20 protein-coding genes are annotated in these 26223 nt (G+C 69.5%); 6 read left to right on the top strand and 14 right to left on the bottom strand.

The genetic code is table 11. The features are described 5' to 3' along the window. Positions 1-485: 485 nt before the first annotated feature. The 9 genes from tyrS to argC all read right to left on the bottom strand — a co-directional run bounded on the left by tyrS (position 486) and on the right by argC (position 10176). The gene (gene tyrS / locus Pth03_RS32855) at positions 486-1790 is read right to left on the bottom strand and encodes a tyrosine--tRNA ligase (protein WP_239119544.1); all 1305 of its coding nucleotides are present in this window, start codon (positions 1788-1790) and stop codon (positions 486-488) included. Positions 1791-1927: 137 nt separating this feature from the next. Then, positions 1928-2593, bottom strand: a complete 666-nt coding sequence (locus Pth03_RS32850; RefSeq protein WP_203948331.1) for a DNA-3-methyladenine glycosylase — start codon at positions 2591-2593, stop codon at positions 1928-1930. Then, a complete protein-coding gene (argH, locus tag Pth03_RS32845) occupies positions 2575-4002 on the bottom strand; it encodes an argininosuccinate lyase (RefSeq protein ID WP_203948345.1) in 1428 nt (475 codons plus the stop codon). The genes Pth03_RS32850 and argH overlap by 19 nt, the downstream gene beginning before the upstream one ends. A gap of 310 nt (positions 4003-4312) precedes the next feature. Continuing rightward, entirely contained in the window at positions 4313-4837 is a 525-nt protein-coding gene (locus tag Pth03_RS32840) for an arginine repressor (RefSeq protein ID WP_203948330.1), read from the bottom strand. Beyond that, positions 4834-5841, bottom strand: a complete 1008-nt coding sequence (gene argF / locus Pth03_RS32835) for an ornithine carbamoyltransferase (RefSeq protein ID WP_203948329.1) — start codon at positions 5839-5841, stop codon at positions 4834-4836. The genes Pth03_RS32840 and argF overlap by 4 nt, the downstream gene beginning before the upstream one ends. After that, positions 5834-7024: an acetylornithine transaminase gene (locus tag Pth03_RS32830; RefSeq protein ID WP_203948328.1), complete on the bottom strand. Its 1191-nt coding sequence runs from the start codon at positions 7022-7024 to the stop codon at positions 5834-5836. The genes argF and Pth03_RS32830 overlap by 8 nt, the downstream gene beginning before the upstream one ends. Then, positions 7021-7947: an acetylglutamate kinase gene (gene argB, locus Pth03_RS32825; RefSeq protein WP_203948327.1), complete on the bottom strand. Its 927-nt coding sequence runs from the start codon at positions 7945-7947 to the stop codon at positions 7021-7023. Before argB ends, Pth03_RS32830 begins: the two co-directional genes overlap by 4 nt. Continuing rightward, positions 7944-9098, bottom strand: a complete 1155-nt coding sequence (gene argJ, locus Pth03_RS32820; RefSeq protein WP_203948326.1) for a bifunctional glutamate N-acetyltransferase/amino-acid acetyltransferase ArgJ — start codon at positions 9096-9098, stop codon at positions 7944-7946. Before argJ ends, argB begins: the two co-directional genes overlap by 4 nt. 58 nt (positions 9099-9156) lie before the next feature. Further along, a complete protein-coding gene (gene argC / locus Pth03_RS32815; protein ID WP_203948325.1) occupies positions 9157-10176 on the bottom strand; it encodes an N-acetyl-gamma-glutamyl-phosphate reductase in 1020 nt (339 codons plus the stop codon). A gap of 166 nt (positions 10177-10342) precedes the next feature. Between argC and Pth03_RS32810 the strand changes: the two genes are divergently transcribed. Next, entirely contained in the window at positions 10343-11995 is a 1653-nt protein-coding gene (locus Pth03_RS32810; protein ID WP_203948324.1) for a class I adenylate-forming enzyme family protein, read from the top strand. A 132-nt stretch (positions 11996-12127) separates the two neighbouring features. Further along, positions 12128-12490, top strand: coding sequence for a nuclear transport factor 2 family protein (locus tag Pth03_RS32805; RefSeq protein ID WP_203948323.1), 363 nt, complete (start codon positions 12128-12130; stop codon positions 12488-12490). A gap of 60 nt (positions 12491-12550) precedes the next feature. On the opposite strand, the gene Pth03_RS32800 is transcribed toward Pth03_RS32805, so the two are convergent. Then, positions 12551-12991 carry an ester cyclase gene (locus Pth03_RS32800; RefSeq protein WP_203948322.1) on the bottom strand — a complete coding sequence of 147 codons (441 nt, stop codon included), beginning with the start codon at positions 12989-12991 and terminating at the stop codon, positions 12551-12553. 257 nt (positions 12992-13248) lie between these two features. On the opposite strand from Pth03_RS32800, the gene Pth03_RS32795 reads away from it, so the two are divergent. Continuing rightward, positions 13249-14511 carry an MFS transporter gene (locus tag Pth03_RS32795; RefSeq protein WP_239119543.1) on the top strand — a complete coding sequence of 421 codons (1263 nt, stop codon included), beginning with the start codon at positions 13249-13251 and terminating at the stop codon, positions 14509-14511. Between the two features lie 91 nt (positions 14512-14602). Here Pth03_RS32795 and Pth03_RS32790 read toward each other — a convergent pair whose 3' ends face one another. Next, positions 14603-15289, bottom strand: coding sequence for a TetR/AcrR family transcriptional regulator (locus Pth03_RS32790; RefSeq protein ID WP_203948321.1), 687 nt, complete (start codon positions 15287-15289; stop codon positions 14603-14605). A 58-nt stretch (positions 15290-15347) separates the two neighbouring features. Between Pth03_RS32790 and Pth03_RS32785 the strand changes: the two genes are divergently transcribed. Beyond that, the gene (locus Pth03_RS32785; RefSeq protein ID WP_203948320.1) at positions 15348-16787 is read left to right on the top strand and encodes an MFS transporter; all 1440 of its coding nucleotides are present in this window, start codon (positions 15348-15350) and stop codon (positions 16785-16787) included. Between the two features lie 112 nt (positions 16788-16899). Beyond that, a complete protein-coding gene (locus Pth03_RS32780; protein WP_239119542.1) occupies positions 16900-17757 on the top strand; it encodes a helix-turn-helix transcriptional regulator in 858 nt (285 codons plus the stop codon). A 9-nt stretch (positions 17758-17766) separates the two neighbouring features. On the opposite strand, the gene Pth03_RS32775 is transcribed toward Pth03_RS32780, so the two are convergent. Then, entirely contained in the window at positions 17767-18549 is a 783-nt protein-coding gene (locus Pth03_RS32775) for a hypothetical protein (RefSeq protein ID WP_203948319.1), read from the bottom strand. A 427-nt stretch (positions 18550-18976) separates the two neighbouring features. Here Pth03_RS32775 and Pth03_RS32770 point away from each other — a divergent pair, with 427 nt between their 5' ends. Further along, a complete protein-coding gene (locus Pth03_RS32770) occupies positions 18977-22156 on the top strand; it encodes a penicillin acylase family protein (RefSeq protein ID WP_203948318.1) in 3180 nt (1059 codons plus the stop codon). Positions 22157-22512: 356 nt separating this feature from the next. On the opposite strand, the gene Pth03_RS32765 is transcribed toward Pth03_RS32770, so the two are convergent. After that, positions 22513-25080 (bottom strand): phenylalanine--tRNA ligase subunit beta, encoded by a 2568-nt coding sequence (locus Pth03_RS32765; protein WP_203948317.1) that lies wholly within the window; start codon positions 25078-25080, stop codon positions 22513-22515. Next, on the bottom strand, positions 25080-26204 hold the full coding sequence (pheS, locus tag Pth03_RS32760) for a phenylalanine--tRNA ligase subunit alpha (protein WP_203948316.1): 1125 nt from the start codon (positions 26202-26204) through the stop codon (positions 25080-25082). The genes Pth03_RS32765 and pheS overlap by 1 nt, the downstream gene beginning before the upstream one ends. Between the last annotated feature and the right edge of the window lie 19 nt (positions 26205-26223).

Genomic DNA, 26223 nt, shown 5'->3' with positions numbered 1-26223 from the left:
GAAGGTTACATGATCAAGGGCGTTGAACTTCCGCCTTGTCCCACTCTCGGGGAAGCCCGACCCGTGACGACCGAGCCGGCCGTACGATGTCTCAGCACCCTCCCGAGGAGGACCGCCCCGTCTCCGGGGCAACCATTCCAACTTACATTCTCGGTCGCAAGATGTCAAAACCCTAGAGTTCGGACAGACCACGACCAACCGGATGAAGTGTGAACACCGCATCTGGATGTTTGTCTGAGTGGCTTTGCCTTCCGGAGTCCGGCCGCCTTGTCGGCGTCCCGCGTCTCCGGGGCGAAGGAAACATTAGGCAACTCTCACGCTCTCGTCAAATCAGAGCACCCTGCAAGAAACCGCAGGTCAGGGCACTGATCGCGACCTAATCGTGCCCATCGCCACAAGACTGTTACCCCGCTCACAAGGATTCTTGACCACAACGAAGCCGCCCCGGGTCCGAAGACACCGGGGCGGCTGCCGTACGGATCGGATCAGACCAGCTCCACGCCGCCGATGGTCTTCTTGCCGCGCCGCAGCACGAGGAACCGGTCACGCAGCAGGTCATCGACCGAGGGCACATACTCCTCGTCGGCGATCTTCACGTTGTTGAGGTATGCCCCGCCCTCCTTGATGGCCCGCCGAGCGGCCGATCTCGACTCGACCAGACCGCTGTCGACGAGCAGGTCCACGAAGGAGGCACCGAGCGAGGAGAGCGTGGCCTTGGGCACCTCGGCGAGGGCGGATTCGAGAGTCCTGGCGTCCAGGTCGGCGAGTGATCCCTGGCCGAACAACGCCCGTGACGCGGCGATCACCCGCGCGAGCTCATCGGCGCCGTGGACGAGCGTCGTCAGATCCTCCGCGAGCGCCCGCTGCGCCTCTCTCGCGGCCGGCCGTTCCTTCACCGACCGCTCCAGCTCGTCGATCTCCTCGCGGGTCTTGAACGTGAAGACCTTCAGGAAGCGCACGACATCGCGGTCGTCGGAGTTGAGCCAGTACTGGTAGAACGCGTACGGCGAGGTCAACGCGGGATCCAGCCAGACGGCGCCGCCCGCGGTCTTGCCGAACTTCGTGCCGTCGGCCTTGGTGATCAGCTTCCCGGTCAGTGCGTGCACGTGTGCGCCCTCGACCCGGCGGATCAGGTCGACACCCGCGGTGATGTTGCCCCATTGGTCGCTGCCGCCGATCTGGAGCGAGCAGCCGTGCCGGCGGTAGAGCTCCAGGTAGTCGTTGGCCTGGAGGATCTGGTAGCTGAACTCGGTGTAACTGAGCCCTTCTCCGCTGAGCCTCGCGGACACCGACTCCCTGGCCAGCATGCGGTTGACCGGGAAGTGCTTGCCGATGTCGCGGAGGAAGTCGATCGCCGACAGGTTCCCGGTCCAGTCGAGGTTGCTGACCAGCGTCGCCGCCGCCGGACCCTCGTCGAAGGACAGGAATTTCTCGACCTGCACCCTGATCCGCGCCAGCCACTCCTCGACGATCTCCTCGGAGTTCAGCGCGCGTTCGGTGCTGCGGCCACTCGGATCGCCGATGAGGCCGGTGGCCCCGCCGACCAGGCCGATCGGCCGGTGGCCCGCCCGCTGGAACCTCGTCAGGATCAGCAGCGTGGCGAGGTTTCCGACGTGGAGCGACGGAGCCGTCGGGTCGAAGCCCGCATAGACCGTGATCGGGCCCTCGGCCAGGGAGGCGCGCAGCGCGTCGGCGTCGGTGGTCTGCGCGAGGATGTCGCGCCATTCCAGATCGTCGAGGATGTCGGCGCCCTCAGATGTCGGGACGAGGTTGCCCGAAGAAGCGGTCACGGTCCTGGCTCTCACTCATCGATGGATGTGCGGCCTCCTGCCGCACATGCTGTTTTGTCATGTACGGCACTGCCTCCCGTACAAGCCTGCCCGAGGCCAAACCCTACCGCCACTCGATATCCGGCCCACGGGTCACTTCAGGCCTGTGCCCGCCTGCGCGGCGCGTGGGGACGGTAGGGCGAGACCGTGGGATCTCCGTCGATCCAGAACCGCCACGGAGTCTCGGCTCCGGTGGAGACTCCGGTCCGCGGGCCCGCCTTGACCAGGTCAAGATCCACCGGCTCCCCCACGAGCACCGTCAGCGCCCCTCCCGTGCAGCAGTCCAGCCCGTTGTGCTCCCGGCCCAGCCCGAGCGCGGTGGCGAGCCTCGCCGGCCCCCTGGCAAGATCACGGCTCGCGATGGTCTTCGACGATCCACTCGGGAGGCGCCGTGATCTCGCCACGTCCACCCCGGCGATCACCTCGCCTGCCCGTAAGAGCACGGCCGAGCCGGCGCCCTCCGGCATGCAGACGAGGTTCGCGCAGAAGTGCATGCCGTACGTGAAGTAGACGTAGACGTGCCCGGGCGGGCCGAACATGACGGAATTGCGCGGTGTGCGCCCCCGGTAGGTGTGCGACGGCGGGTCCTGCCCGGGCCCGCCGTACGCCTCGACCTCGGTCAGCCGCACGGCCACGGGGCCGTGCACGACCACCCGGCCGAGCAGGTCGGGCGCGACCTGCTCGGAAGGCCGGTCGAAGAAGTCGCGGCCGAGCGCGGGCCCCGCGGCGAGGTCGCGTGACCCCGTCAGTTGCCGCTCGCCCATGCCGCCTGGCCGTCCACGGTCTCGCGCAGCATGGCGAGTTGGTCGCGCACGCGGTCGGGCGCGGTGCCGCCGAAGGCGCTGCGGGCCGCCAGGGCGCCCTGCACGTTCAGGACGTCGCGCACGCCGGGTGTCCCGTCGGACGCGGCGGACGGCTCCGCGGCGAAGTGCGGGGAGACCTTCGCGAGCTCCTCATCGGTGAGATCGCCCAGATCCTTGTCGTTGACCTGGCACCACACCACCAGGTGGCCGACCGCCTCGTGCGCGTCCCGGAAGGGGACGCCGCGCCGTACGAGCAGCTCGGCGAGGTCGGTCGCGAGCGCGAAGCCCTCAGGGGCACTGGCCGCGAGCTTGGCCGTGTTCACCCGCATCGTGGACACCATGCCGGATACGGCGGGGAGCACGAGGAGCAGCGTATCGACGGCGTCGAAGACCGGCTCCTTGTCCTCCTGGAGGTCGCGGTTGTAGGTGAGCGGAAGGCCCTTCAGGGTCGTGAGCAGGGACATCAGCGACCCGATCAGACGGCCGCTCTTGCCCCTGGCCAGCTCGGCGACGTCGGGGTTCTTCTTCTGCGGCATGATCGACGAGCCGGTGGAATAGGCGTCGTCCACCTCGATCCACCGGAACTCCTGCGAGGCCCACAGCACGATCTCTTCGCCGAGCCTCGACAGGTGCACCCCGATCATCGCCGCGCAGAAGAGGAACTCGGCGGCGAAGTCGCGGTCGGCGACCGCGTCCATCGAGTTGGGCGCGGCGGCGTCGAAGCCGAGCTCGGCAGCGACCGCGGCCGGGTCGAGCGGCAGCGAGGAGCCGGCGAGCGCCCCGGAGCCGAGCGGCGAGACGGCCGCGCGCCGGTCCCAGTCCTTCAGCCGGTCCACGTCGCGGGTGATGGCGTGCACGTGGGCGAGCAGCTGGTGGCCGAACGACACCGGCTGGGCGTGCTGCAGGTGCGTCATGCCGGGCGCGGCGGTCGCCGCGTGTTCCTCGGCCTGGCTCATCAGCGCCGTCTCCAGCTCGACCAGCCGGGAGACGACGGTCCGTACGTGATCGCGGAGGTAGAGCCGCAAGTCGGTGGCGACCTGGTCGTTGCGGCTGCGGCCGGCGCGCAGCTTGCCGCCGAGCGAGCCGAGGCGCTCCAGCAGGCCCCGCTCCAGCGCGGTGTGCACGTCCTCGTCGGCCACGGTCGGGCGGAAGTCGCCCCTCTTGCAGGCGCTTTCCAGGTCGTCGAGCGCGCCCAGCATGCGCTCGAGCTCCTCCTGCGTCAGCAGCCCGGCACGGTGCAACACGCGGGCGTGCGCGCGCGAGGCCAGCAGATCGTACGGCGCGAGCCGCCAGTCGAACTGCACGCTCACCGACAGGCGTGTGAGCGCGTCCGCGGGTCCCCCCTCGAACCTGCCGCCCCAAAGCCGCATCGGCTTGTTGTCCGCCACCGTCTTTCCTCCTCCGATTCCAACTTTGCCGGCGAGGAGAGTCCCGCCTGCCCTGCCGCGGTCCTCGCCCTGGTTCTCTTCCGCCGCGTGCCCCGGCGGACGGAACGGCCCCGCGTGTCGCCGGCCTGTCGTGCCGGCGTGTTTTCCGTTCCTGACATGACACGTCGTACGGCATCGTGCCGCACCGGACTCATCCGCGACCTTAGCCGACCTGTGCCCCGGTCCCGTAGGAGAACCGGACGGCGGCCGGAAGTGTCAGCTCTGGCGTCCGCCCCGGGCGGACGGCGCCGGATCAGGCGTTCGGGCGGCGGGCGGTCAGGGTGAGCAGGCTGCTCGCCAGAGCCGCACCACCTAACGGATCCCGGCTGATCACGAGGATCGTGTCGTCGCCCGCCACCGTGCCGAGGATCGACTCCCAGCCCGCGTGGTCGATCGCCGAGGCCAGAAACTGGGCCGCCCCTGGAGGCGTACGGAGGATCACCAGGTTGGCCGACGCCTCCGCCGACACCAGGAGTTCCTCGGCGATCCTCCTCAGCCGGGCGTCCGGATTCTCCAGCGAGCCGTTGACGTTCCCCGCCCGATAGCGCGGAATGCGGCTGCCACCCTCCCCCGGCAAGGCGTAGACCAGCGTGCCGTCGTCGGCCCGCAGCTTCAGCGCCCCCAGCTCGTCGAGGTCGCGTGACAACGTCGCCTGGGTCACCTCCACCCCGCTTTCGCCCAGCAGCTTGGCCAGCTCGGGTTGCGAGCGGACCTTGTGCCGGGTGAGCAGGTCCACAATGCGAGCGTGGCGCGCGGCCTTGGTCAGCGGAATGGTCACGGGACTCCCTCACTTCGCGACACCAGCCACTGCAGCAGCGCCTTCTGCGCGTGCAGCCGGTTCTCGGCCTGGTCCCACACCACGCTACGCGGGCCGTCGATCACTTCCTCCGTGATCTCCAGCCCCCGGTAGGCCGGCAGGCAGTGCAGCACGATGGCGTCGGGGGCCGCCTTCGCAAGCAGCTCCGCGTTCACCTGGAAGGGACCGAACGCCGCGATCCGCTCCTCCTTTCCATCCTGGCCCATCGACACCCACGTGTCGGTGGCCACCACGTGCGCCCCGGAGACCGCCGCCGCCGGATCGCTCACGGCCGACACCGAGCCGCCCGTCGAGGCCGCGATCTCGGCCGCCTGGTCGAGGATCAGCGCGTCGGGCATGTATCCCGCGGGAGCCCCGATCCGCACGTGCATCCCGGCCGTCGCACCGCCGAGCAGGTAGGAGTGCGCCATGTTGTTGGCGCCGTCGCCCACGTAGGTCAGGGTCAGCCCGCGCAGCGCGCCCCTGTGCTCCCTGACGGTCTGCAGGTCGGCGAGGATCTGGCACGGATGGAACTCGTCGGTCAGCGCGTTGACCACCGGCACCGCCGAGGCCGAGGCCATCGCCTCGATGCGCTCCTGCCCTGAGGTGCGCCACACGATGGCCGCCGTCTGCCGCGACAACACGCGGGCGGTGTCCTCGATCGGCTCGCCCCTGCCCATCTGCGACGCGCCGCCGTCGATGATCAACGGGAGGCCGCCGAGCTCGCCGATGCCGACCGCGAAGGAAAGGCGGGTGCGGGTCGACGGCTTGTCGAACAGCACCGCCACGGTCGCCGGGCCCTCGAAGGGGCGGTATCCGTACCTGTCCTTCTTCATCGCCTCGGCGAGGTCGAGCACCTGGGCCTGTTCGGCCGGCGACAGGTCGTCATCCCGCAGGAAGTGTCTGATCTGCGCCGAGTCCGCGCGGTGTCCAATTCGCGCCGAGTCCGCGCGGGGCCTGATCTGCGCTGGATCGTGGTCATTCATTCGCGGCCTCCAGGATGCCGGGCAATGCGGCGAGGAAGGACTCGATCTCCGCATCGGTGATCACGAGGGGTGGGGCCAGCCGTACGGCGTCGGGCTGCAGGGCGTTGACCAGGAAGCCGGCCTCCTGGGCCGCGGCCTGCACCTGGGCCGAGCGTTCGGCGGTGAGCACGATCGCCAGCCACAACCCCCGCCCGCGCACTCCGGCGAGCAGCGGGTGGTCGACGGCGGCGATCCCGTCGCCGAGCATGCGCCCGGCGCGCTTCACGTGCTCCAGCAGCCCGTCGCGCTCGATCGTGCCGAGCACGGCCAGGGCGGCGGCGCACGAGACCGGGTTGCCGCCGAAGGTCGACCCGTGGTCTCCCTTCTCGAATACCGTTCCCGCTTCACCGAATCCGATGCAGGCACCGATCGGCAGGCCGCCCCCGAGTCCCTTGGCCAGGGTCAGGACGTCGGGCACGACCCCTTCCGCCTGGTGGGCGAACCAGTGGCCGGTGCGCCCGATCGCCGACTGGATCTCGTCGGCCACCAGCAGCGCGCCCGTCGCCGAGCAGATCTCGCGGGCGGCGCGGAAGTAGCCGTCGGGCGGCGGCACGACCCCCGCCTCGCCCTGCGTGGGCTCCAGGAACACGGCCGCGCAGTCCTGCGTCACCGCGTTCTTCAGCGCGTCGGCGTCGCCGTACGGGACGAACCTGACGTCGATCGGGAAGGGGCCGAACTGGTCGCGGATCGAGGGTTTGCCCGTCAGCGACAGCGCGCCGAGCGTGCGCCCGTGGAAGCCCATCTCGGCGGCGACGAAATAGGTCTTTCCGTGGGTCTTGCCGTACTTGATGGCGAGTTTGAGCGCCGCCTCGTTGGCCTCGGTGCCGGAGTTGGCCAGGAAGACCCGGGCCGGCTGCCCCAGCAGGCCGAGGAGCCGCTCGGCGAGCAATACCTCGGGCTCGTGTAGGAACAGGTTCGAGGTGTGGGCGAGCGTCGCCACCTGGTGGGACACGGCCTCGACGAGCGCGGGGTGGGCGTGGCCGAGCGAGCTCACCGCGATGCCGCCGATCAGGTCGAGATATCGCCTGCCGTCGGCGTCCCAGACCACGCAGCCGGCGCCCCGTGCGATCGCCACGGGAGGCACGCCGTAGTTGGGCATGAAGGCCGATTCGAAGCGTTCGCGCAGCGCAGCGGACTGGCTCATGGCGCGACCCCCGTTTCCTTGGCGAAGTCGTCGGTGTCGGGCAGGACCATGGTGCCGATGCCCTCGTCGGTGAAGATCTCCAACAGCAGTGCGTGGGGTGCCCGCCCGTCGAGCACGTGCGCCTGCGGGACGCCGCCCTCGACGGCCGTCAGGCACGCCTCCATCTTGGGCACCATGCCGCTGGACAGGCCGGGGAGGAGGCCCGCCAGCTCGGACGCCCTGATCCGGCTGATCACCTCCAGACCTGGGTCGTCGGGCCGCCAGTCGGCGTACAGGCCTTCGACGTCGGTGAGGACGATCAGCTTGGAGGCCCTGAGCGCGACGGCAAGGGCTGCGGCGGCCGTGTCGGCGTTCACGTTGTAGATCTCGCCGTCCGCACCGCGGGCGATCGACGACACCACAGGGATGCGCCCGTCGTCGAGCAGTGCCTGTACGGCTCCCGCCTCGACATTGACTATCTCCCCCACCTGGCCGATGTCGATCTTGACTCCGTCGACGACGGCGTATTTGCGCTCGGCGGTGAACAGGTGGGCGTCCTCGCCCGACATGCCGACCGCGAACGGCCCATGCCGGTTGATCAGCCCGACCACGTCGCGGTTGACCTGGCCGACGAGGACCATCCTGACCACCTGCATCGCCTCGGGCGTGGTGACCCGCAGCCCGGACACGAAGTGGCTGTCGATGCCCTGCAGGTCGAGCTGCGCCTGGATCTGCGGCCCGCCGCCGTGCACGATGACCGGCTTCAGCCCGGCGTACCTGAGGAACACCACGTCGTCGGCGAACTTCGCCCGAAGGTGCTCCTCGGTCATCGCGTTCCCGCCGTACTTGATGACGACGGTGGCGCCGTGGAAGCGCGCCAGCCAGGGCAGCGCCTCGATCAGCGTGTGGGCCTTGTCCATGGCTCCGTTCGCCCTGCTGCTCATGACGAGTACGCCGAGTTCTCGTGCACGTAGGCCGCGCTGAGGTCGGTGGTGTGGACGGTCGCCGAGTGTGGCCCCGCGGACAGGTCGATGGTCACGGTCACGTCGCGGGGGCGCAGGTCGACCTTGGACCGGTCGTCGCCGGCCGCGCCGCCGCGGCAGATCCAGATGCCGTTGATCGCCACGTTGAGCCGGTCGGGGTCGAACTCCGCGTCCGTGGTGCCGACCGCGCTGACCACCCGGCCCCAGTTGGGGTCTTCGCCGTAGATGGCGCACTTGAACAGGTTCGACCGGGAGACAGCGCGGCCGACGGTCACCGCGTCCTCCTCGGACGCGGCGCCCACCACCTCGATCGCGATGGCCTTGGTGGCCCCCTCGGCGTCGACCAGGAGCTGGCGGGCGAGGTCGGCGCACACGCCGGTGACGACCTTCTCGAACTCGGCCAGGTCGGGCCGCACGCCGGAGGCACCGCTGGCGAGCAGCAGCACGGTGTCGTTGGTGGACATGCAGCCGTCGGCGTCGAGGCGGTCGAACGTCACCGCGGTCGCGGCCCGCAGCACCTTGTCGAGGTCCTCGGGGGCGATCTCGGCGTCGGTCGTGAGCACGCACAACATGGTGGCGAGGGCCGGGGCGAGCATGCCAGCGCCCTTGGCCATGCCGCCGACCATGTATCCGCCCTCACCGCGCCGGAAGGAGATCTTGCTGACCGTGTCGGTCGTCCGGATGGCGTCGGCCGCGGCCAGCCCGCCGTCCCTGGACAGCTGGGCGGCGGCCACGTCGATCCCGGCGAGGAGCGGATCCATGGGCAGTCGCTCGCCTATCAGGCCGGTGGAGCACACGGCGACCTCGGCGGCGGAGTCACCCAGGACGCCGGCGACCTTCTCGGCGGTGGTGTGGGTGTCCTGGAAGCCTGCCGGGCCGGTGCACGCGTTGGCCCCGCCGGAGTTGAGCACGACCGCCCCGACCCGGCCGCCGCTCAGAACCTGGGCCGACCACAACACGGGCGCCGCCTTGACGCGGTTGGCAGTGAAGACGCCGGCCGCCGCACGGGACGGGCCGTCGTTGACCACGAGCGCGAGGTCGCGGTCGCCGCTGCTCTTGATGCCGGCGGCCACTCCCGCGGCGCGGAAGCCCAAAGGCGCGGTGACGCTCATGCGCTCGCACTCCCGTCATGGATGGGGCACTCCGCCAGCGGGCTTGTTGTGCGCTGTCTCATGGGGCGACTCCATTAAGAGGTAGGCCGGCTTCCTCCGGCAGGCCGAGAGCGAGGTTGGCGCTCTGGATCGCGCCTCCCGCCGTGCCCTTGGTGAGGTTGTCGATGGCGATGACGACGACGACGCGGCCGGCCCGCTCATCCAGCGCGACCTGCATGACCGCCGTGTTGGCGCCCAACGTCATCGCGGTGGCGGGCCAGGCGCCCTCGGGGAGCAGGTGGAGGAACGGCTCGTCCTTGACGGCCGTCTCGTACGTCTCCCGGAGCCCGGCGGCCGTCAGGCCGGGCGCGGCGGGAGCCGTACAGGTGGCGAGGATGCCGCGGCTCATGGGCGCGAGCGTGGGGGTGAAGGACACCCGGACCTCGCGGCCTGCGACGGCGGACAGGTTCTGCACCATCTCCGGGGTGTGCCGGTGCGCGCCGCCGGCCCCGTAGGCGCTGACCGAGCCCATCACCTCGCTGCCGAGCAGGTTCACCTTGGGCGACCTCCCCGCGCCCGACGTGCCGCTCGCCGCGACGACCACGACGTCGGGCTCCACCAGCCCCGCAGCGAACGCGGGGAACAGGGCGAGCGTCACCGCCGTGGGATAGCAGCCGGGCACCGCGATCCTGCGGGTTCCACGCAGCAGGTCGCGCTGGCCGGGCAACTCGGGCAGCCCGTACGGCCAGGTGCCCGCGTGGGCGCCGCCGTAGAAAAGTTCCCACTCCGCGGGGTCGGCGAGGCGGAAGTCGGCGCCGCAGTCGACGACGAGCACGCCGTCGCCGAGTTCGGTCGCGACGGCGGCCGACTGCCCGTGGGGCAGGGCCAGGAAGACCACGTCGTGGCCGCGCAGCACGTCGGCGGTGGTCGGCTCGATCACGCGATCGGCGAGCAACGGTAGGTGGGGCTGGTGCGCGCCGAGGAGGCTGCCGGCACTCGACGCCGCGGTCAGCGCTCCGATCTCCAGGGGATGCCCGAGCAGCAGACGCAGGAGCTCTCCTCCGGCGTATCCGCTCGCTCCGGCGATCGCCGCTCTCATCCGGACCCCCTTGCATGAGTATGCGAGCAAGCTCATGTTCTTGCTCAGTAGCGAGTATGCAATGCCGGGCATGGGCATGCAAGTCAGAGTGGGGACTCTGGCCCCCGTACCTACCGGTCGGTATTGTGACGATCCTGTTAACTACACCCCCCGGGAGCACGCCAGAATGACAGCGAACGATCAGGTGCAGGCACAGCTCACCGCGCCCGGCCAGCTCTTCGAGATGGAAGAGGTCGAGGTCGCCGGCAACACGATCCGGGCGTGGAAGCACGCGCCGGCCACCTTCCGCGCGCTGCTGGAAATGAGCCGCTTCCACGGGGAGAAGCTCTTCGTCGTCTACGAGGACGAGCGCCTGACCTTCGAGGAGCACTTCCGTCTCGCCGCCACACTGGCACATCGCCTCATCGGCGACTACGGCGTCCGCAAGGGCGACCGGGTCGCCGTCGCCATGCGCAACTACCCCGAGTGGGTCATCGCGATGTCCGCCGCGCTCGCCGCGGGAGCAGTCGCCGTCCCGCTGAACGCGTGGTGGACCCGGCAGGAGATGGAGTACGGCCTGGCCGACTCGGGTGCCAAGCTGGTCATCGCCGACGGCGAGCGCGCCGAGCGGCTGTCGGGCAGCGGCGTGCCGATGATCGTCACCCGGGCGGCCGACGCGAACTGGTCAGAGGTGATGGGCGAGGTCAGGTCCGACGTCACGCTCCCGGACGTCGAGATCGGCCCCGACGACCCAGCCACGATCTTCTACACCTCCGGGACGACCGGGCGGTCCAAGGGCGCGCTCGGCAGCCACAGGAACCTCGGCCAGGCGCCGATGACCGTGGCCTACGCGCTGATGAGCGCCGTCGCCCGGGCGGGCAAGGACCCGGCCGAGGCCGCCGCCGTCCGCCGCATCACGCTCCTGACCGTCCCGCTGTTCCACACGACCGGGTGTTTCGCCGTCCTCATGCCGACGTTCTTCACCGGCGGGCAACTGGTGCTCATGTACAAGTGGGACCCGCAGCGTGCGCTCGAGCTCATCGAACGCGAGAAGGTCACCACGATGAGCGGCGTGCCGACCAACGCCTGGCAGCTGCTCTCCCACCCCTCGTTCGGCGAGCACGACATCTCCTCGCTCACCTCGGTCTCGTACGGCGGGGCCCCCGCGCCGCCGAAGCTGCTTGAGCGCATCACCGAACTGCTGCCCAAGCGCACCCCCGGCAACGGGTACGGCATGACCGAGACCACCGCCCTGGCGGTCTACAACAGCGGCGCCGGCTACCTGGCCAAGCCGGACAGCATCGGCCTGCCCGCGGCGGTCCTCGACGTCAAGATCTGCGACCCGCACGGCGACGAGGTGCCGACGGGCGAGGTCGGGGAGCTGTGCATCCGCGGGCCCATCGTGATCCTGGGCTATTGGAACCGGCCCGACGCCACCGCCGAGACCTTCGTGAACGGCTGGCTGCACACGGGCGACCTCGCCCGCGTCGACGAGGAGGGGTTCGTCTACATCGTCGACCGCGCCAAGGACATGGTGATCAGAGGCGGGGAGAACGTCTACTGCGCCGAGGTCGAGGCCGCCCTGTTCGAGCACACCGCCATCGACGACGCCGCCGTAATCGGCATCCCCGACGACGAGATGGGCGAGCAGGTGGGCGCGGTCGTGCGGCTCAAGCCGGGCTCCGCGGCCACGGCCGAAGAGCTCCAGGCGTTCCTGCGCGACCGGATCGCCCCCTTCAAGGTGCCCATCCGATTCTGGTTCAGGGAAACCGAACTCCCCCGCAACCCCGGCGGCAAGGTGCTCAAGACCCACCTCCGCAAGGAGACGCTCGGGCTCTGAAACCGCGGTCTCCCGGTACGGCGGCGCCGTACCGGGCCCGGGGCTCCTTACCTGCGACGTCATCGACCGTCTTCCGGTGCCCATGACACCTTTCCTGTGTCGCACCGATCCCCACGGATGAAGGAGCAGGACATGACCGACTACACCGCGGTGGCCGAGCGTTACATCGCCGTCTGGAACGAGGCGGACGCCGACGCCAGGGCCAAGGCGATCGCCGATCTGCTGACCGAGGACGTCTCGTTCACCGACCCGCAGGCCTCCGTCACCGGCCACGACGCCTTCGGGGAGGTCATCGCCGGGGCAAGGGAGATGTTCCCCGGTCTGGCGATCACCCTGGGGCCCGTGGACGGCCACCACGACATCGCGAGGTTCACGTGGCATCTCACGCCGGAGGGCGCCGCCGAGCCCGTCGTGATCGGCTTCGACGTGGTCGCGCTCGCCGAGGACGGGCGCATCAGGACCGTGTACGGCTTCCTCGACAAGGTGCCCGCCTGACGGGGGACGCCTTCGGCACGGTCATCGTGACGGTGGCCGTGCCGGCCGCGGGGAAAGCCTCTAGATCTCCTGCAGGCCGGAAAAGCACAACGAACCGCCCAGCTGGGCGGCCACCTCGAACTGGTCGTAGAAGACGCGGTGGCTGGCGATCAGGCCGTCCTCCACGTACGACTGGCAGCAGACGCGCACGTTGATCGAGCGGAGGGTGGGCTCGACCGTCCCTCCCCCCGGCACCAGCCACGGCCCCTTGTGCCTGCCGGTGATGGTGTACTCCGCGACCAGGGTGTCCGCCGAGGTGATCACCGACTTGATCGTGCAGCGGGAGTCGGGAAACGCCTCCATGAATTGGCCGTAGTAGGAGGCGATCTCGTCTCTGTCCTCCCCGATGCCGTCCGGCGCGACGAGAACGGCTCTCTTCCCGAAGCAGAGCGCCAGTTCGCCGAGATCATGCCGGTTGAAGGCGTCTCTTAGCCGTTCGAGGCAACGCACAAGATCAGACATCGGAGGATGCTCCTTCCCGGGGCGCCGGTCAGTTGACACAAGATATGCCGCGAAATCACGTTTATCAGATTTATGCCAATCTGATCACTTTAGTGTGCATATGCACTAATCGGAGACATTGATCGTCCCCGGGGCGTGCACGCGCCGAGCGGACGCGTGACCCGATAAAACGGTTTGCTCCGCCTCCCGCGCGTCGATCAAAATGGACGATCGTGCCGGAAAGTCCTGATCGATCGCTCAGCTCTCTCGTCCGCCGTATGCGCCTGGACCTGAGTCCGCTCCGGGCCTCGCGGGACTTCCGTCTTCTCCTCGGGTCCGGCCTGATCACCATGCTCGGCACGATCCTCACGACCGTCGCCGTGCCGTTCCAGATGAAGGAGCTCACCGGGTCTCCGGTCGCGGTCGGTCTAGTCAGCCTCGCCGAATTCGTCCCCATGGTGGTGTGCGGCCTGTGGGGCGGGGCCATCGCCGACGCGCTGGACCGGCGCAAAATAGTCATCCTCTCGGAGGTCGGGCTCTGCCTGACCTCCGTTCTTTTGCTGGTCAACGCTCTGATGCCGTCCCCGCAGGCCTGGGTGCTCTATGTGGTGGGCGCACTGGCCGCCGGGTTCGGCAGCGTGCGCGGCCCCAGCGAACAGGCGATCATCAACCGGGTCGTGCCGCTCGACCAGATGACCGCCGCGTTCGCGATCCAGGGGCTGGTCAGGAACACCGCCATGATCGCCGGCCCCGCGGCGGGCGGGCTCATCGTCGCCAACTTCGGGCCCGCCATGGCGTACGGCGTCGACGTGGCGACCTTCCTGGTCTCCCTGGCGTTGCTGGTGAGGGTGCGCAGGGTGACCCGGTTGGACGAGGCCACCCCGGCGTCGCTGCGCTCGATGGTCGAAGGCGTCCGGTACGCGCTGCGGCGCCCGGATCTGATGGGCACCTATCTGGTCGACATCGCGGCCATGGCGTTCGCCTTCTCGAACGCGCTGTTCCCGTTCCTCGCCGACGACCTGAACGCGCCGAACGCGCTCGGCCTGCTGTACGCCGCGGGCGGGGTGGGCTCGGTCGTCGCCTCGCTGACCTCCGGATGGACCAACCACGTCCACCGGCACGGGCTCGCGGTGATCGTCTCCGCGACCGGATGGGGTGTCGCCGTGGCGATCGCGGCCCTCATGCCCGACATCTGGCTGACGTTCCTCTTCCTCGCGGTCGCCGGCGGCGCCGACATGGTCAGCGGCCTGTTCCGGGGGACGATCTGGAACCAGACGATCCCCGACGAATACCGCGGACGGCTGGCCGGCATCGAGTTGCTGTCCTACTCGGCCGGCCCGATGCTGGGCGACACCCGCGCGGGTTTCATGGCGCAACTGGGCGGCACCCGGTTCTCCCTGGGCGTGGGCGGGCTTCTGTGCGTCGGCGTCGTCGGGCTGATGTCGGTCGTGCTGCCCCGGTTCCGCACCTACGACGCGCGCACCGACGAGTACGCCCTGGCCGAGCGCGCCCGCCGGGCCACCGAACCCGCCACCGCCTAAGTCGCGGCGGCGTGCCCTTCGCGACGCACGGCGGGCTGTCGATCGTGGGAGTTCCTGCCCCAGGAGCCGGGCTTGCGCCCGGGGACGACCTTCACCGGTGCCCACTCCAGAAAGCGACCCACTCATCCCATTGAGGGGCGGGCGTGGCGTTCTCGCCGCGTCCTGGTCCGGCCGATGCCATCACACGAAGACCTGCCAGCAGCGGCTCCAGCAGCCTCTGGGTGTACTTGACCACCTCGGCCGGCTCGCCAGGAAGCGCCCCACGGAGATGAATGATGATCAGCAGAATGTCGGTGGGCCCGTAGTCCTCCGGGATCTGCTTGCAGCTTCGGGCGACGTCGACCACTCGCTGCAGGGAGTCGCGCATGCGGTCCGCGGCAGCGTGGACTTCGGGTGGGTCAGGTACGCGGCCGCCGAGGATGGAGACGAGAGGCCCGAAGGAGTCGGCCTGGTAGCGGTTGAGAAATGCCGCGAACGCGAGCTCCGCCGGGACGTGCTCGACGCAGTCATCCGCGATCTCGCGGATCTGGTCCATCGCCGCGATCTGCAGCGCCTGCGCCAGCGCCTCTTTGCTCGGATATCGCCGGTAGAGGCTGCCGATGCCCACTCCCGCGCGTTCGGCGATGGCCGACATCGGGGCCGACCAACCGCGCTCGGTGAAGACCTCTTTCGCAGCGACGAGGACGGCGAGGTCATTGGACCGGGCTTCGCGGATGCGGCCGGATGCCGGACGGCCGGGGTCGGTCTGACGTGCGGCGGGAGGCGGATTGACATCCATGCAGCGACGGTATCAGGATATCGCGGAACGGAACATCCGTTCCGATAGGAGGGAATCCATGTCCAGCCCGACCGCGGGGATGCCCGAGGCGGCCGTTCTCACACCCGCCCGCGAGGCTCCCGCCGCCGTGAAGAACGGCCGCATGGTGGTGGCCCTTGTCCTCGTCGTGCTCGTGTACGCACTGATGCAGACGATGCTCGTGCCGGCACTGCCGATCCTTGGCGCGGACCTCCATGCGGGACTTCGTACGAGCGGATGGGTGCTCACGTCCTACCTGCTCACGGGCGCGGTTCTCGCTCCGATAGCAGGATCCTTCGGAGACCGGTTCGGCCATAGGCGAGTGCTCATGGCGGTTCTCGTCGTCTTCGCGATCGCCACGTTCGCGGCGGCATTCTCCCCCACCATCGGTTTCCTGATCGTATGCCGCGCCGCGCAGGGAATCAGTACCGCGGCCTTCCCGCTCGCTTTGGCGATCGTCCGTCGCCATTCGACCGGCAAGGCGATGAGCACGGGGATCGGGTGGATCTCCGGAGTGCTCGGGCTTGGTGCGGGCGCCGCTCTCGTCATCGGCGGTGCCATCCTCAAGATCTCCAGCTGGCAGGGGATGTTCATCGTCGCGGGAGTGCTGATCGTCGTCAGTCTCGTGTTCGTGGCCGTCTGGGTGCCGCACACTCCCCGAACCGAGCAGGCGAGTAGGACCGACTACGCGGGCGCCGTGCTGCTGACCACAGCGCTCACCGGACTTTTGCTGGGCGTCACCCAGGGCCCGTCCTGGGGCTGGACCGCCGCGCCCACCCTGCTCCTCTTCGGTGGAGCGATCGTGGCCTTCGTCCTCCTCGTCATCGTCGAACACCGGGTGACGACACCGCTGGTCGACGTGAGATCACTGACGAGACCCTCGCTGGCCATCGCCAACGCGCTCGTTCTCGTGAACGGCTTCGCCTCCTACATCATTTACGTTTGTCTGCCGAGCATCCTCGAAGCCGATCCCGGCACCGGTTACGGGTACGGCTACGACGTCCTCCGCACCGGTCTCGTTCTTCTCCCGTCGGCGGTCTGCGTGTTCGTCGGCGGCCGCGCGGCTCCCGCTGTGCTCGGACGAATAGGTCATCGCCCGAGCATGGTCATCGCCATGGCGAGCATGGGTCTCGGCGCACTCGGCCTGACGTTCTGGCCGGCGGCGATGTGGTCGATATTGGCGTCGTTCTGCGTGCTGAGCCTGGGTATCGGCATGGGCTTCTCGGTGATCTCCCAGATCATCGCGCGCGTGGTACCCGTCGACGAAGTCGCCGCGGCCGGCGGATTGAACACGGTGATCCGGTCGGTGGGCTCTGCCGCCGGTTCCCCGGTGGCCGCCGCCATCCTGGCCTCAGGAGTCGGCGCCGCCACATCGGCCATCCCCCTTGCCAACTATCAGCACGCCTTCGCCCTCGCCGCGGTCCTCTCCGTCGCGGCAGCGGGCCTCGGGTTCGTCCTGCGAATGCCCGCGAACCGCTGAGACGTCCTCACAGAAGGTGTGCCAGGCGACGCTGGGTGGGTCTGACGGACCGTGGATAAACCGCAGGCCGTCGGGTTTGCTGGAAGTACGAGGCGACCGGCTGGAGGATGACGTGCAATACACGGAGATGTCCGACTTTCTGCGGAAGCGGCGCGAAGCGTTGCAGCCGGAGGACGTCGGCCTTCCCCGCGGCCGTCGCCGGAGAACCCGGGGGTTGCGGCGCGAAGAGGTCGCCGTGCTCGCCGTCATGTCACCCGACTACTACAGCCGGCTGGAGGGCGGCAGAGGGCCGCAACCGTCCGAGACCATGCTGGCCGCCATCGCGCGGGCCCTCCGTCTCACGCTCGATGAGCGCGATCATCTCTTCCTCCTCGCCGGACACGGCGCCCCCGCGCGGTCCAGCCGTATGGATCACATCAACCCCGGGCTGCTCCGGATCCTCGACCGGTTGCAGGACACTCCCGCCACCGTCATGAACCGCCTCGCGGAAACACTCGCGCAGACCCGGCCGCATGTGGCCTTCGACGGGGATCACAGCCTCTACACGGGCCAGGCGCGCAGCGCGATCTACCGGTGGTTCACGAGCGAGGACGACCGGGCCCTGTATCACCCCTGCGAGTGGGACCAGCATGGACGCACGCTGGTCGCGATGCTGCGGTCGGTGTACACCGCCGACGGGCCGGACTCACGCGCCGGAGCACTCGCGCGAGCCCTGTCCGGCGTCAGCCTGGAGTTCACCGCGATGTGGGACGGGCACGAGGTGGGTATCCGGCACACCAACGTGAAGCGGTTCCGGCACCCGGCCGTCGGCGACCTCGAGTTGCACTGCCAGGTGATGCATGACTCCGACCAGCAGCACAGGCTGCTCGTGTTCACCGCCACGCCCGGAAGCGAGAGCAGCGAGAAGCTGAAGCTGCTGTCGGTCATCGGCGGCCAGCGACTGGAGTCCCCCTCATCCCCTGGTCGATGACCGGGCGGATCAGGCGGGGGCCAGCCGCGTCACCTCACGGATGACCCGGTCGTCGACGTCCGCCTGGAGCAGCCCGCTGTCGACGGCGGGCCGGCAGTCCAGAAGGATCATGACGCCCACAGCGGGCCCGTCCGGGTAGCCGAACACGAGGCGGTAGGAGCCGCCTGCGGCGGGTTTGCCGCTCCCCTCGCAAAAGCCTTCGCTCGACCGGGCCTCCAAGGCGTTCAGCGCGGACGCGAGGGACGTCGCGACGTCGCTCCCGTAGTCGGCCCGGGGCGATCGGCCGCCGCGGGGGTCCTGGCGGCAGACCGTCACCGACGTCGCACCCTCGGGAACCATGCTGGTGTCCTGGCCGCGCCGGGCCTTCCACGTCGTGCACGGGTCCTTCGCCTTGGCGGCGGTCCACGTGCCGTTCCGGTAGGCGGCCGTGATCCGGTCGCCGACATAGGTGTTGCTGGCGGCGGTGCCGTTCGTCGTCACCGTGCATTTGTTGACCTCGTCGGCGCTGCCCACCCATGAGGACCTGCCGTCGGCGTAGGTGAACCGGATGAGGTAGTTCGTCATCGGCCCGCCCATCGCGGTGCAGGCGCCGGTGCCCGTCGCGCCGACCGGCAGGAACGCGAGGTCGCGGGCCATGCCGCCGGCGTGCTCGCCCTCCAGCGTCCTGGTCCCCGCGAGCCGTTCCCCGCCCGGGGCGCTGTTCTGACCGGGATATGCGCAGATCAGCGCCGTAACGGGGGCACCGGGGACGAGCGTGCCCTCCGCGCCGGGGATGTCGGAGACGGCCGGCACCCATTCGCCTATCCCCGTGCTGCCCCAGCGCTCCGGGCACGGCTGTGGGGACGCTGCCACGGCGGAGGGCGCAACCGACGCCGTCGCGGAAGGGATCGGGGTCTGCTCGGCGGCACGGATAGGAGGCTCGGCCGTACCGCATGCCGTGAGAGCGACGAGAACAATGCTGAGCGGAACGAAAAGTCTCACACCACTGACACGTTCACTCCACCCGGCCGGTTTCCGCCGTTGTGCTTTTGTATCCGGTTGGGAAGGCGCCTTCCGGCCGGGCGTCCCCGGCGGCCGCCTCATGCGTGCTCGTTGGATCCTGCTTCCCCATTGCTCGTCGTGTTACCAACGCGTATCGTCCCGAAGTGAGCACCACTCATGTTCGCGCGCGTGAGCATCACCCCCCTTCACCCCCCGATCTCGCGAAGGGCAGTTCCCCATGCACGCGCGCCTTCGACGGGCGATCACGGCCGCCGCGGCCTTCGCCCTGCTCGCCGTCGGGCTTCCGGCGGCCCCCGCCTCAGCGGCTCCGTACTATCCGGCGGACGACTACTGCCTCGGCCAGTGCGCCGACGTGCTGCCTCCTGGCCAGAACGGCAACGCCACCCTGATCGACGTCATCGGCAACCAGGGCTTCGGTACCTTCCCCGCCCACAGCACCGACCAGCTCAGCAAATACGCCAATCTGATCTCCGGCTACACCGGGCTGACCGACGACCAGATCACGAGCTTCTTCAACGACAGCGGCTTCGGCGTTCCGCCCGGCCAGGTCGAGAGCACGATCAGTCCCCGGTCCGACGTCACGATCGTCCGCGACAAGGCCACCGGCACCCCGCACATCACCGGAACCACCCGGTCGGGCACCATGTTCGGCGCCGGCTACGCGGGCGCGCAGGACCGTCTGTGGCTGATGGACCTGATGCGCCACGTCGGCCGGGGCGAGCTGACGCCCTTCGCCGGTGGCGCGATGGGCAACCGGGAGCTGGAGCAGAGCGTCTGGCGCAACTCCCCCTACACCGAGGCCGACCTGCAGGCGCAGGTCGACCGGCTGAGGAACTCCGGGCCCCGCGGCGCGCAGCTGTACGCCGACGTGCAGAGCTACGTCGCCGGCATCAACGCCTATATCGACTACTGCATGGCCAACCGCAACTGCCCCGGCGAGTACGTGCTGACCGGCCACCTCGACGCGATCACCAACGCGGGCGGCCCCGTCGACTTCCAGATGACCGACCTGATCGCCATCTCGGGCGTGATCGGCGGCCTGTTCGGCGGTGGCGGCGGCGCGGAGATGCAGTCGGCCCTCGTCCGGGTGGCCGCCCGCGCGAAGTACGGCACGGCCGCCGGAGACCAGGCGTGGCAGGCGCTGCGCGAGCAGAACGACCCGGAGACCGTGCTGACCCTGCATGACGGGCAGAGCTTCCCCTCGGGGGCCACGCCGTCCGGCGCGACGGGGGTCGTCCTGCCCGACGCCCCCACGACGAAGCCGGTCGACATCACCGAGAACGAGACCGGCACCGCCACCTCCTCCGCCACCGCGGCCAAGAGCGCGCTGACCGGGCTGACCGTCGACAGCTCCAAGCCGAGCATGTCGAATGCGATCGTCGTGTCGGCCGCCGAATCGTCCAACGGCCACCCGATCGCGGTCTTCGGCCCGCAGACCGGCTACTTCGCACCACAACTGCTCATGCTGGAGGAGCTGAACGGCCCCGGCATCCGCGCACGCGGAGCGGCGTTCTCCGGGCTGAGCCTGTATGTGCTGCTCGGCCGGGGCACCGACTACGCCTGGAGCGCCACTTCCAGCCTGCAGGACATCACCGACACCTACGCCGTCACGTTGTGCGACCCGAACGGCGCCACACCCACAACCTCGTCGAACTACTACCTCTACCGGGGATCCTGCACGGCCATGGAGACCCTGAAGAAGACCAACTCGTGGAAGCCGAACACGGCGGACTCGACGGCCGCGGGCTCCTACGACCTCGTGGTCAAACGCACCAAATACGGCCTGGTGACCTGGCGCGGCACCGTCGGCGGGGTCCCCACGGCCTTCACGACGCTGCGCTCGACCTACCAGCACGAGGCCGACTCGGCCGTCGGCTTCCAGATGTTCAACGACCCCGCCGAAATGGGTTCCCCCGCCGCGTTCATGAACTCCGCGTCCTCGATCGCGTTCGCGTTCAACTGGTTCTATGTGAACTCGGCCGACACGGCGTACTTCATGTCCGGCAGCAACCCGGTCCGCTCGGCCGTGTCCGACCCGAACCTGCCCATGACGGCCGACGCCGCCCACGAGTGGGCCGGGTTCGACCCCGCGACGAACACCGCCACCTACGCGGCGCCGAGCACCCATCCGCAGGCGGTCAACCAGGACTACTTCGTCAGCTGGAACAACAAGCAGGCCAAGGACTACGGCTCGGCCGACGGCAACTTCAGCTTCGGGCCGGTGCACCGCGGCGACCTGCTCGACGCCCCGGTCAAGGCCGCGCTCGCATCGGGCACCCTCGACCGGGCCGGCGCCGCCAAGATCATGGCATCGGCCGCGACCACCGACCTGCGCGGCTGGAAGGTGCTGCCCAACCTGCTCCGGGTCGTCAACAACTCCGCCGTGACCGACCCGGCCCTGTCGTCGGCGGTGTCCAAGTTGTCGGCATGGGCCGCGTCCGGGACAAAACGGGTGGAGACGTCCCCGGGCAGCAAGACGTACGCGAACGCCGACGCCATCCGCATCTTCGACGCGTGGTGGCCGAAACTCGTGCGCGCCGAGTTCCGGCCGGGCATGGGCGACGACCTCTACCAGTCTCTGGTCAACGCGCTGCAGGTCAACGAGTCGCCCTCGGGACAGCAGCAGGGTGACCTCTCGTCCTTCCCCACCTCGGCCAACGAGGCGCAGACGCACAAGGGCTCCTCGTTCCAGTACGGCTGGTGGGGTTACGTCGACAAGGACGTGCGCAACGTGCTCGGCGACCAGGTCGGCTCGGCCCTGCCGTCCAAATACTGCGGAGACACCGTGGCGGCCTGCCGTACGGTGTTGCTGAACAGTCTGTCCGCCGCCCTGGCCGAGCCCGCGTCGACCACCTACCCGGGAGACGACGTGTGCTCGGCGGGCGACCAGTGGTGTGCCGACGCCATCCGGCAGTCGCCGCTGGGCGGCGTCAAGCACCCGCTGATCTCCTGGCAGAACCGGCCGACCTACCAGCAGGTGGTCTCCTTCCCGGCCCACCGGGGTGACACGATCAGCAACCTGGCCACGGGGGCGACGGCGAGCGCGAACGGCACGCAGAGCCCCAACACCCCGGCCAAGGCGATCGACGGCGACCCCTCCACGCGGTGGGCGAGTGACTGGACCAACAACCAGTACATCCAGGTGGATCTCGGCTCGAGCAAGAGCGTGGGCAGGGTGATCCTTCGCTGGGAGACGGCCTACGGCTCGTCGTACAACATCCAGACGTCCACCGACGGCACCACCTGGACGACCGTGTCCGCCATCACCACAGGCAACGGCGGCGTGGACAACGTGTCCTTCACCCCGGTCAACGCCCGATACGTCCGGATGCAAGGCGTAGCGAGAGGCACCTCCTACGGCTACTCCCTCTACGAATTCGAGATTTACAGCAAATAACCCTCCCCACCCCCCAAACCCCCCCTTAGGCGTGATCATGCAGAAGTTCGCCGGCAGCCCCGCTGACCAGCGCATACTCAAATCATGATCATGCAGAAGTTCGGGGAAATCGCGTCTACCTGGCAATACGCGTGTGGTGATCATGCAGTTTCCACGTCCGCACCGATCACCACACGCCCATATGACAACAGGCGAGACGCATCTCGTGCATGATCACGAAATGCGTCTCGCCTGCTCAGAGGGCATCCGCCCGAACTTCTGCATGATCACGCATCGCGTCCTGCCTGGTCACAGGCCAAGATCACGAACTTCTGCATGATCACCCCCATGAGCGCCGGCAAGGCGCCGGGGGAGTCTCAGGAGCGGAGCTGGGCTCCCGTCCGGGTGGCGGCGACGGCGACGGCGGCGTCACGGGCCGCGGTCGTCTCCTCCACCGTCAGGGTTCGGTCGAGGGCGCGGAACCGCAGGCTGTAGGCCAGCGACTTGTTGCCCTCACCCGCCTGCTCACCCGTGTACACGTCGAACAGCCGGATCGACTCCAGCAGCTCTCCCGCGCCTTCCCGCAGAGCCTCCTCCACGAGAGCCACCGGCGTCTGTGCCGGAACGATGAGCGCCACGTCCTGGGTGGCCACGGGATACGTGGACACGGCAGGCGTCTGCACGGGCCCGGGCGACTTCAGCCGGGAGAGCTCCACCTCCATGGCGGCCGTCCGCGGGGGCAGGCCGTACGCCTCGATCACGCGAGGGTGCAGCTCGCCCGCGTGCCCGACGAGCACCCTCTCCCCCGTGGCGGGGTCCACCACGCTCAGCTCGGCGCACCGGCCGGGATGCCATGGCTCGTGCTGGTCGGCCCGGACCGTGAGCTCGACTCCGGCCTCACGGGCGATGGCACGAGCGGCCTCGACTGCGTCGGCCCAGGAGGCCTGGCGTCCCTTGCCCCACCAACCGGACCGCTCGAACTCGCCGGCCAGAACGGCCGCCACCCTGAGCGGCTGCCGCGGCAGAGCGACCTCGATGCTAGCGAGTTCCTCGCCGGTCGGCCGCCGGTCGACCGGAAGGACGGGCGCCGTGGCCGGGGCGTCCGCCTCCGGGCGGTACACCAGGCCGATCTCGAACAACGCAACGTCGGTCGTGCCACGGCCCACGTTGCGCACGAGCGTCTTCAGCAGCCCGGGCAGCAAGGTGGTCCGCATGAACGGCTCATCCTCGCTGAGCGGATTGACCAGCCGGGTCGCCCTCCTGCGCGGATCGTCCTCCGGCAGCTGAAGGACGTCCAAGTCCCGCGCACCGATGAACGGATACGACAAAATCTCGACATATCCGGAACCGGACAGCGCCCTGCCCACCCGGCGGCGCAGCCGCTGCCCCTCGGTCAGGCCCGCCCCGGCCGGAGCCGCGGGCAGCACGGAGGGCAGCCGCTCATAGCCTTCGAGGCGGATGACCTCTTCGGCCAGGTCGTTGGGGTCGGTGAGGTCCGGCCGCCAGGTCGGCGGCGTGACCGTGATCAGGTCGTCGCCGTGCACGGCCAGCTTGTCGGCCAGTTCCCCGCTCGACACCACACCCGTCGCCGCGACGCCCTGCCCGCCGCGCGCGGACTCGACGGCCCCGTCGACCACGACGCACCCCACCTGCTCCAGGCGCCGCACGACGGTCTCCCGCTCGTACGGCAGGCCCGCGACGCGCGCAGGATGCCCGGACGGGATGGTGATCGTGACGGGCGCCGCCTCGCCCTCGACCTGGGTGACGCCCGGATCGGCGGTGGCCCCGCCCAGTTCGACCAGGAGCTGTACGGCACGCCACGACGCGACCAGCGGAAGCTCGCGGTCGACGCCGCGCTCGAAGCGCTTGGACGCCTCGCTCACCAGGTTGTGCCGGCGCGACTGCCGGGCGATGCCGGTGGCGGAGAAGTGCGCCGCCTCGATCACGATGTCGGTGGAGGCGTCGGAGATCTCGGTGTGCAGGCCGCCCATCGTGCCCGCGATCGAGATGGCCCCCGAGTCGTCGGTGATGAGGATGTCGTCCTCGTGGAGCTTGCGCACGACGTGGTCGAGCGTCTCCAGGGTCTCCGCCGACCGCGCCCTGCGGACCACGATCTCACCGGCCAGCCGGGACCGGTCGAACGCGTGCAGCGGCTGCCCGAGCTCCAGCATCACGTAGTTGGTGACATCGACCGCCAGCGAGACCGGCCGCATGCCGGCGCGGGCCAGCCGTACCCGCATCCACAGCGGGCTCTCGGCGGCGGGGTCGAACCCGGAGACCGTGCGCAGCACGAACCTGTCGCAGGCGGTGAGGTCGCCGATGGCCGCCGGCCATGACGGTCCCTCGGTCTCGGGCACGGGAGCCAGGCCCGGGTCGTGGAAGGGCACGCCGAACGCGATGCCCGCCTCACGTGCGACGCCGCGAATCGACAGCGCGTAGCCGCGGTCAGGCGTGATCTCCAGCTCCAGCACGTCGTCGCGCAGACCGAGCAGCTCCACCACGTCGGCGCCGATCGGCGTGTCCTGCGGAAGCAGGAGGATGCCCGGGGAGCTGTCGGCGATGCCGAGCTCGGCCTCCGAGCAGATCATCCCGTCCGACAGCCTGCCGTACGTCTTGCGGGAGGCGATCTCGAACCCGCCGGGCAGCACTGCGCCCGGCAGCGCCACCGGGACCACGTCGCCCTCGGCGAAGTTGACGGCGCCGCACACGATCTCTCGCGGCGCGGCCTCCCCGACCTCGACCCGGCAGTGCCGGATGGGCTTCTTGAACCCGGTGAGCTCCTCAATAGCGAGGACCCGGCCGACGACCACGTTCTTGATGTCGTAGCCGTGCGACGTGATCGACTCGAGCTTGAGACCGGCGGCGGTGAGCTTGTCGGCCACCTCCTGCGCCGTGACGGCGGGGAGATCGACATACTCCCGCAGCCATGAAAGCGGGACCTTCATCAGACCTCCATCCCGAACGGCAGGGTGAAACGGACGTCGCCTTCGACCATGTCACGCATGTCTTCGGCGTTGTGGCGGAACATCAACGTGCGCTCGATGCCCATCCCGAACGCGAACCCGGAGTAGACCGCGGGGTCGACCCCGCAGGAGACCAGGACGCGCGGGTTGACCATCCCGCAGCCGCCCCACTCGATCCATCCCTCCGACTTGCACGTACGGCACGGCGGGCTCCCCGGCACGGCGGACGAGCCGCGGCAGACGAAGCACAGCAGGTCCATCTCGGCCGACGGCTCGGTGAACGGGAAGTAGTTGGGCCGGAAGCGGGTCCGGATGCCCTCGCCGAACATCACCTCGGCGAACCGGTCGAGGGTGCCCTTGAGGTGGGCCATGGTCAGGCCCTTGTCGACGGCGAGGCCCTCCACCTGGTGGAACACCGGAGTGTGGGTGGCGTCGAGCTCGTCGGTCCTGAAGGTCTTGCCCGGCGAGACCACGTACACCGGCAGCGGCCGCGACAGCAGCGCGCGGACCTGCACCGGAGAGGTCTGGGTGCGCAGCACCTTCCCGCTGTCGGTGCTCTCAACGAAGAACGTGTCGTGGTCGGAGCGGGCGGGGTGGTCGGGGGCGATGTTCAACGCGTCGAAGTTGAACCACTCGCCCTCCAGCTCGGGCCCTTCGGCGACCTCGTATCCCATCGCGACGAACGCGTCGGCGACGCGCTCCTGAAGGGTGGTGAGAGGGTGCCGGGCGCCACGGGGCGCGCGGTCCCAGGGCAGCGTGACGTCGACGGTCTCCTCGACGAGGACGCGTGCGTCGCGGTCGGCCTCCAGCTCGGCCTGGCGCGCGGCCAGCGCCTGGCCGATTGCCTTGCGGGCGGCGCCGATGCGCTTGCCGGCCTCCGCGCGGGCGGCCGGCGGCAGGGCGCCGATCTCCCGGTTGGCGAGCGCGATCGGCGATCGGTCACCGGCATGCGCGAGGCGTGCCTGCTTCAGGTCCTCGAGGTCACCCGCCGCGGCGATCGCGGCGAGGGCGTCCGCCTGTGCCCGCTCGATTTCGTCGGCGTGCAACGGCGTCACCTCGACCGGGTCATAGGTGTTCGACAAGAGAAAGCTCCGTATCCAGGGCATGCGGGCGCCGGGCGCTCAG

This window comes from Planotetraspora thailandica, from assembly GCF_016863335.1.
Taxonomy (GTDB): domain Bacteria; phylum Actinomycetota; class Actinomycetes; order Streptosporangiales; family Streptosporangiaceae; genus Planotetraspora; species Planotetraspora thailandica.
The sequence above is the reverse complement of the archived record's forward strand: the minus strand, read 5'-3'. Positions and strand labels throughout refer to the sequence as shown.